Raw genomic sequence first — 5872 nt, 5'->3', positions numbered from 1 at the left:
TCCTCTGATAACCATACAAAGACCAGTTGTCGCGATTCGCCGACTCTCCGATGACTAGTACCACTGTCCGCTCTAATTCGGTCTTATCCTGCAACATCCAGGCTTTCATATTGGCGGCACTATTTTTCATCAAAATTTGCATATGCTTGAAATGTGCAATGTTCTCTTGATAATCCAAATAACGGATGGGCCAGTAAGCCACCGGATTAGCATTACGCATGGTCGGATTGAAATGCAGCGCAATAAAAATCAACGTACTGACAGCTACAATTGCTTCCCAGCGTCGTGAGGAGACCATGGGTTCCTTCAATCCGACCCTGGATAAGCGACCTAAGCCAAATAGCGTACATCCGGTAATGACAATAAAAGTGAACACGGCTTTGCCGATCTCGTGCAGGTTATGCGCGAAGAACTCTTTGACTTCGATGGGAGTTGTATTAAAAATCGATTGCCAGACCACCGCAGAATCTGGCGGTAACCCATAATGCTGTTGTAAAAAATAGTTGACGGTTGCATCAAGGAAAAAAAACAATGCCATGCCAGCACTGCAATACCTGGCAACACGATATGTCTGCTGAAAACAAAATAGTAAATTTAGCGGCCCAATACACAGCAGGAGCAAGAGTGTACTTGTTTTTAGTAGTGAACGTAGCCCCATTGCGCCGAGAAAAAAATACGATAACAATCCCAGGAATATGACGGCGAAGTGCAATAAAGCGGTGCGTGTAGCTGCGTTTTTACGTGCAGCGATAGAAAAATAAGTCTCTGGGTGATGGTAGGCAGGCGGCATTGTTTTCAATGATCATGAAAGGTTTGCCGCAGTACTTGCCAGCCGCAACGAAGTTGCAGCGGAGCATTCTACTGACGTAAAACGCTTGCGCCGGGTAATAGCCTGCATATTTAGGTGTTTTACTTAAAATTTTTTTGAGCGGCGTAGTGCCCTGAATACCTGACGCAGATTTCTATTTCTCTAAGCAAGAGTCAGGTGGGCTCTAGGAGAGACTCAGCAAACTACACTCCCCTACGCTCTTCGCTCAGCGCAATAGTCAATTGCTGTACTTTCTTTTTCAATTGATTACGCTCTTCAGTCAGTTCTGCGAGCAAGAGCGTTAAACGATGAATCTCTCTTTGATCGGGCGTGGCCTCGCTTGAAAGCGGCTCCACCTCGGGCTCGAGCTTGGGCGACATACGTGCCTCTCGTACTTGCCTTGCCGCTTGACGCAGTTCTTTCTTGCCGCCAGCAACTGCCTCTATTTGCTTATCGCTCGGTAATGAAGCGACCGCGACGGCCGCATTAATTGAAATTGCTCCTGATTTGATAGCCTCGACCAGCTCAGGAGCGGCGGTCTTCTGGATTTTTTCGATTTGTCCCAAGGTCGCGCTGCTCATTCGAGCAGAACGGGCAACCGCCTCACGTGTCAATGTTGGCTCTGCCCTGTCATCGACTGCGGCGACCTCTGCCGGCGGACGCTGGGCTTGCGCTTGTGCTACGCGCGCCGATACGAGCTCTTTCTTACGTAGTGCGAGTACGCCACGTTGAAAATCCGATACGCTGCGTCGCCCAAGGTGATTATCAATCATCCATAAATGCACATCGTCCATCGATTTGAAAGTGTGACTTTGGATGGTCTTGAAAGGAATGTCATGTTTCTGGCAGATACCGTAGCGGTTGTGCCCGTCCACCAGAAGATCGCCCCACAACACCAGCGCATCGCGGCAGCCTTCGGCCAGCAGACTACGCTCTAATGCAGCGAATTCGTCTTCGGTTAATGGGTCGATATAGGCGCGGAGGTCTTCGTTGATAGTAATGGGCATGATTGAGTAAAAATAAAATGATAACGAGAGTGATGTACGTGACGTTGCCGCTTTAAGTTACTTGGCAACCTTGAGTGAGTAGAACTAATTATCCCTCCTTATTTGCTTTGTTAAATCTGTAGAAAATCAACTGTTTAGGCGCTACTAGTTAACATATAAACCACTGCAATTTGCTATGAAAATTCAATTGACGATTTATTAAAGTATTTTGCTATCTTGCAATAAGATAGCAACAGAACAAACATGTGGATCACGGATGCATAACAGATTTCAACAATTTTTGATCAACACAATTTCTACATTTCTTCAGATCAAAGTCAAAAGACTGCCGCAGTCAACACAGTCGGTCCATATCCATCCTTCTTTAAATATCACGATCCGCACAGCTCGGCACGACGACCTGGACTGGATGCAGGAGTTATCTGCTGAAGGTATGCGCGATGCTCACTTCGTTATGCAACCGATTGAAGAAGCACGAAAAATGTTTGTTCAGGTGATTGATCACGGGCTGATACGCCGTATCACTACCGCATCCCCATCGCGTCTGAGACTTGGAGGGCGAAAAGCAGAAATTCTCCTGTCTTGGCTGGATGTCATCGAAAAGGAAGGCCAGGCCGTAGGTTTTATCTTTTGTACGCAACGATGCGAGGGGAGTAAAGATATTGAAATGTACCAACTAAGTGTAAATCGTCAGTACAGAAAACAAGGCCTTGCTACGCTTCTGGTTGACTACGTGATCAAGCAGCATAAATCAGGTATTAACTTCTATGCCCGTTGTTATCCTAAATCCACACATGCATTTTCTCTATTTCTTTCCATGGGATTCAAACACATCAATACGCAGTCTCCAGGAACACGTGAGCTCTATCGAGGTATGGATACGGATTACATTAAAAATGAGGCTTCCTCAACGGTTGATTAATCGGCCTTTTTTACTGCCACAAACACATCCGTGCCGGCATCCTTAAACACATCAACCAAAGTTGCCGGTATTGCCTGATCGGTGAATAAAGCATCGATCTTGGAGATATCGCTCAGTTTGACTAATGCCGGACGCATGAATTTGGAATGGTCTGCAACTAAAAAGACTCTGCGGGAATGGGCAATAATGGTTTCGGCTACCCGCACTTCGCGGTAATCGTAGTCACGTAGAACGCCTTCCGGATCGATACTCGAAATGCCGATTATTCCAAAATCGACTTTAAAACGTTGAATAAAATCGATCGTTTCTTCCCCCACAATCCCTAAGTCACGTGCGCGTACTAAGCCGCCAGCGATGATGACTTCGCAACCCGGATAGCCGCTCATGATCGCGGCAACATTGAGATTATTGGTAATGACGCGCAAATTGCGACGCAGACTAAGTGCCTTGGCAACTTCTTCCGTGGTCGTACCTATATTGATAAACAAGGTTGCCTGATCGGGAATATGCTCGGCGACTAATGCGGCAATTCTGCGCTTTTCTTCCGATTGCAATCCCTGGCGAGCGCCGTAGGCAATATTCTCTGCGCTTGAAGGCAAACCAACGCCGCCATGATAGCGTTGTAGCAGATTGCGCTCTGCCAGCATATTGATGTCCCGTCGGATTGTTTGCTGCGTCATCCCGAAGCGATTGGCGAGATTTTCTACGGTGACGAAACTCTCGCGCTGGACGTAATACAGTATTTCCTGCTGACGTGCATTGAGTACATTGGGCGCAATGATCGGTGCCTGTGCCATAACGGATTCCGTCTCGATTAGAGTGCCAGTAATGTTTCCAATGCCTGATGACGGACATCACCATCGACATCGCCACGGATGAGTACAGTGGACTTCAATGATAAATAGCGTTCTACGCCTGGTTGCTTCAATAATGGCTGGACATCACGCAGTGCTACGATCAATTCTGGCGTGAGTTTATCTAATATCGGTCGCACATCACGCGCTAAGTCAGGGGCATCATCAAACTTATAGCCGAGTGGGAACTGACTAAGCCAATCGCTCAACAAATTCTTTTGAATTATTTTTCCGGCATCAAACTGGTTTTGAAAAAATTTCCTGACGAATACAGGGTCAAGTCCTGCAATGGTATCGGATTGTCTCGTCAGGTTATCCAGAATCTGCGCCTCTCTTTTTGGATCATCCACCGCTGCACCCGAGTTCCATTTTGATTTAGCGACTTTTGACGCAACACCGAGGCGCTGATCGATCAATTCAAGCAAATGATCGATCTTTTGCGTATCGCCAGCAGAAACACCCACCGTCTGTTGTCCTGGATCATGTGGGGATGAGGGCGATAAATATTGGCATGCGCTCAATAGCATGACGATTAACAAGCAAGCAAAACGCCGCATGGATAACTGTTTACAACGATAAAATGCCATGAGATCCCAATTTTTGGTCTATGCAACGGATAAGACAAGCATTCTAACGGCGGATTGTCATGTTAGCGCCCTATCTGTCGAAATTGATAACGCAATTTAGCCTGACAAAACGTACACTAGCGCCTTTTGCAAACGGGAAACATTTTTAATGCTGTCTACACTCAAATTGATTGCAGCCAATCCCGATTCCGACAACGTAAATTATCTGACGGCGTTGGTTCAGGCGCTACGACCGCACAATCCCCAAGATAGCAACAAAGCCACTGAAAATATTCGTGCGCTAGTCAGATTGCTGCAAAACGATGCGCTGCTGGCCAAGGCGCTCCGTCAATATTTACGCCGTATCTACGCCACGCGTCGCCAAACCAGTTTGTACACAGATATCGGAATATTGCCAAACGACGGTTTTTTTACTGAGCTGTTCCAGCGTATGTCCTATAGGGTATTGCCACCGGCATTGGATGAAACTTATCTGCGTGATTGCCTTGACCGGGTCTTGCCTTTGGAGACGGATTATCTCTGGCTGAACGCCATTGCGACCAATGATTGGCTGGCTCTGATTGGGCTATTGAATCATGCTCCATTGGATGCTCCATCGGATGCATCTGAAGATGCCGCGGCTACGACAATAACCGTAGCCGACATCACCAACGACGCGCGCGACCGCCGTAAAACAATCGTTGAACTCTTGGAAGCAATGCAAACCTTGTCCTATCGCATCAGTGCAATGGGTCTGGAACCGTCGTTAATCCGCCTGTATCCGGAAATGGAAGATTTCGAATCGCCATTCTTGATACAAAACGTGGAATTGCATCGCTATCTGGCAGATTGCCGGTGTCACCTTGAGGGTAAGGGGGAGCGAGTAGAGGAATCTGTACCGGGGGTAATTGAAGACACAATTGAAGATACTAAGCATTTACAGGTAATGCTGGATCAGTGTGACAACGTCGTCGTTAAAATTCGCAAAATTGCGTTAAAAAAAGGCACTAGTGTCGCCCTCACCTATTTATTGGTGCGCCTCGATCAGAGTATTGCCCGTCTGCGTAAATTACTCACCTTGGTAGACGTCAGCAATGCTGTCAATAGCGTCGAAAAGAATGACGCAACGATCACCCTAAGCAGCCCGCAACCAACCGAGCATGCAAAACGCATTGCCGCCATCACACTAGCGCGTGAACTGGTCGAAGCCCATAACCGCAAATACGCAGTGCGCGAACTGTTTGCCAACAACATTAACTTATTAGCCCGCAACATTACCGAAAACGCCAGCCGCACCGGCGAACATTACATCGCTGAAAATCGGCGTCAATTCAAGGACATGTTCCGCTCCGCATCCGGGGCGGGCGTCATCATCGGTTTTATGGCGATGTTGAAAATTTTGTTCTCGTATTTACGCGCCGCGCCGCTGGTGGAGGCCTTTTTGTTTAGCCTGAATTACTCGGCTGGCTTCATGCTGATTCATGTGTTGCACTTCACCGTCGCCACCAAACAACCGGCGATGACCGCCTCGCGCATTGCCGCCGGGCTACACAGCAAAGATGGTCGCAATATCGATATCGACAGCCTGGTTGACCTGATCGTCAAAGTATTGCGCACACAGTTTATTGCCGTCGCGGGTAATTTATTGCTGGTGTTTCCGAAACGTCCGGCGCAACCTTGCACGGTATAGCGTTGCGTATCCTCGTCCTGCTCCC

At 47.7% G+C, this 5872-nt stretch carries 5 protein-coding genes and 1 pseudogene; 2 read left to right on the top strand and 4 right to left on the bottom strand.

Annotation, left to right across the window (positions count from 1 at the left end; translation table 11 throughout):
• Together ACVBEF_RS20270 and ACVBEF_RS20265 are read right to left on the bottom strand one after the other, a co-directional pair.
• A pseudogene (locus ACVBEF_RS20270) lies at window positions 1–538 on the bottom strand (phosphoethanolamine transferase); the annotation flags it as partial.
• 473 nt (window positions 539–1011) lie between these two features.
• Complete coding sequence (locus ACVBEF_RS20265; protein WP_447125721.1) at window positions 1012–1815, bottom strand: hypothetical protein; 804 nt, start codon at window positions 1813–1815, stop codon at window positions 1012–1014.
• 256 nt (window positions 1816–2071) lie between these two features.
• On the opposite strand from ACVBEF_RS20265, the gene ACVBEF_RS20260 reads away from it, so the two are divergent.
• Entirely contained in the window at window positions 2072–2737 is a 666-nt protein-coding gene (locus tag ACVBEF_RS20260) for an N-acetyltransferase family protein (protein ID WP_447125720.1), read from the top strand.
• Here the strand turns inward: ACVBEF_RS20260 and ACVBEF_RS20255 are convergent.
• Both ACVBEF_RS20255 and aroQ read right to left on the bottom strand, forming a co-directional pair.
• Window positions 2734–3534, bottom strand: coding sequence for a DeoR/GlpR family DNA-binding transcription regulator (locus ACVBEF_RS20255; RefSeq protein ID WP_447125719.1), 801 nt, complete (start codon window positions 3532–3534; stop codon window positions 2734–2736). The two genes, ACVBEF_RS20260 and ACVBEF_RS20255, sit on opposite strands and share 4 nt — an antisense overlap.
• Window positions 3535–3551: 17 nt before the next feature.
• Entirely contained in the window at window positions 3552–4178 is a 627-nt protein-coding gene (aroQ, locus tag ACVBEF_RS20250) for a gamma subclass chorismate mutase AroQ (protein WP_447125718.1), read from the bottom strand.
• Between the two features lie 148 nt (window positions 4179–4326).
• Between aroQ and ACVBEF_RS20245 the strand changes: the two genes are divergently transcribed.
• Entirely contained in the window at window positions 4327–5847 is a 1521-nt protein-coding gene (locus ACVBEF_RS20245; RefSeq protein WP_447125717.1) for a hypothetical protein, read from the top strand.
• Window positions 5848–5872: the final 25 nt, after the last annotated feature.

The organism is Glaciimonas sp. GG7, assembly GCF_052976905.1.
This window is presented reverse-complemented; position numbering and strand designations above follow the sequence as displayed.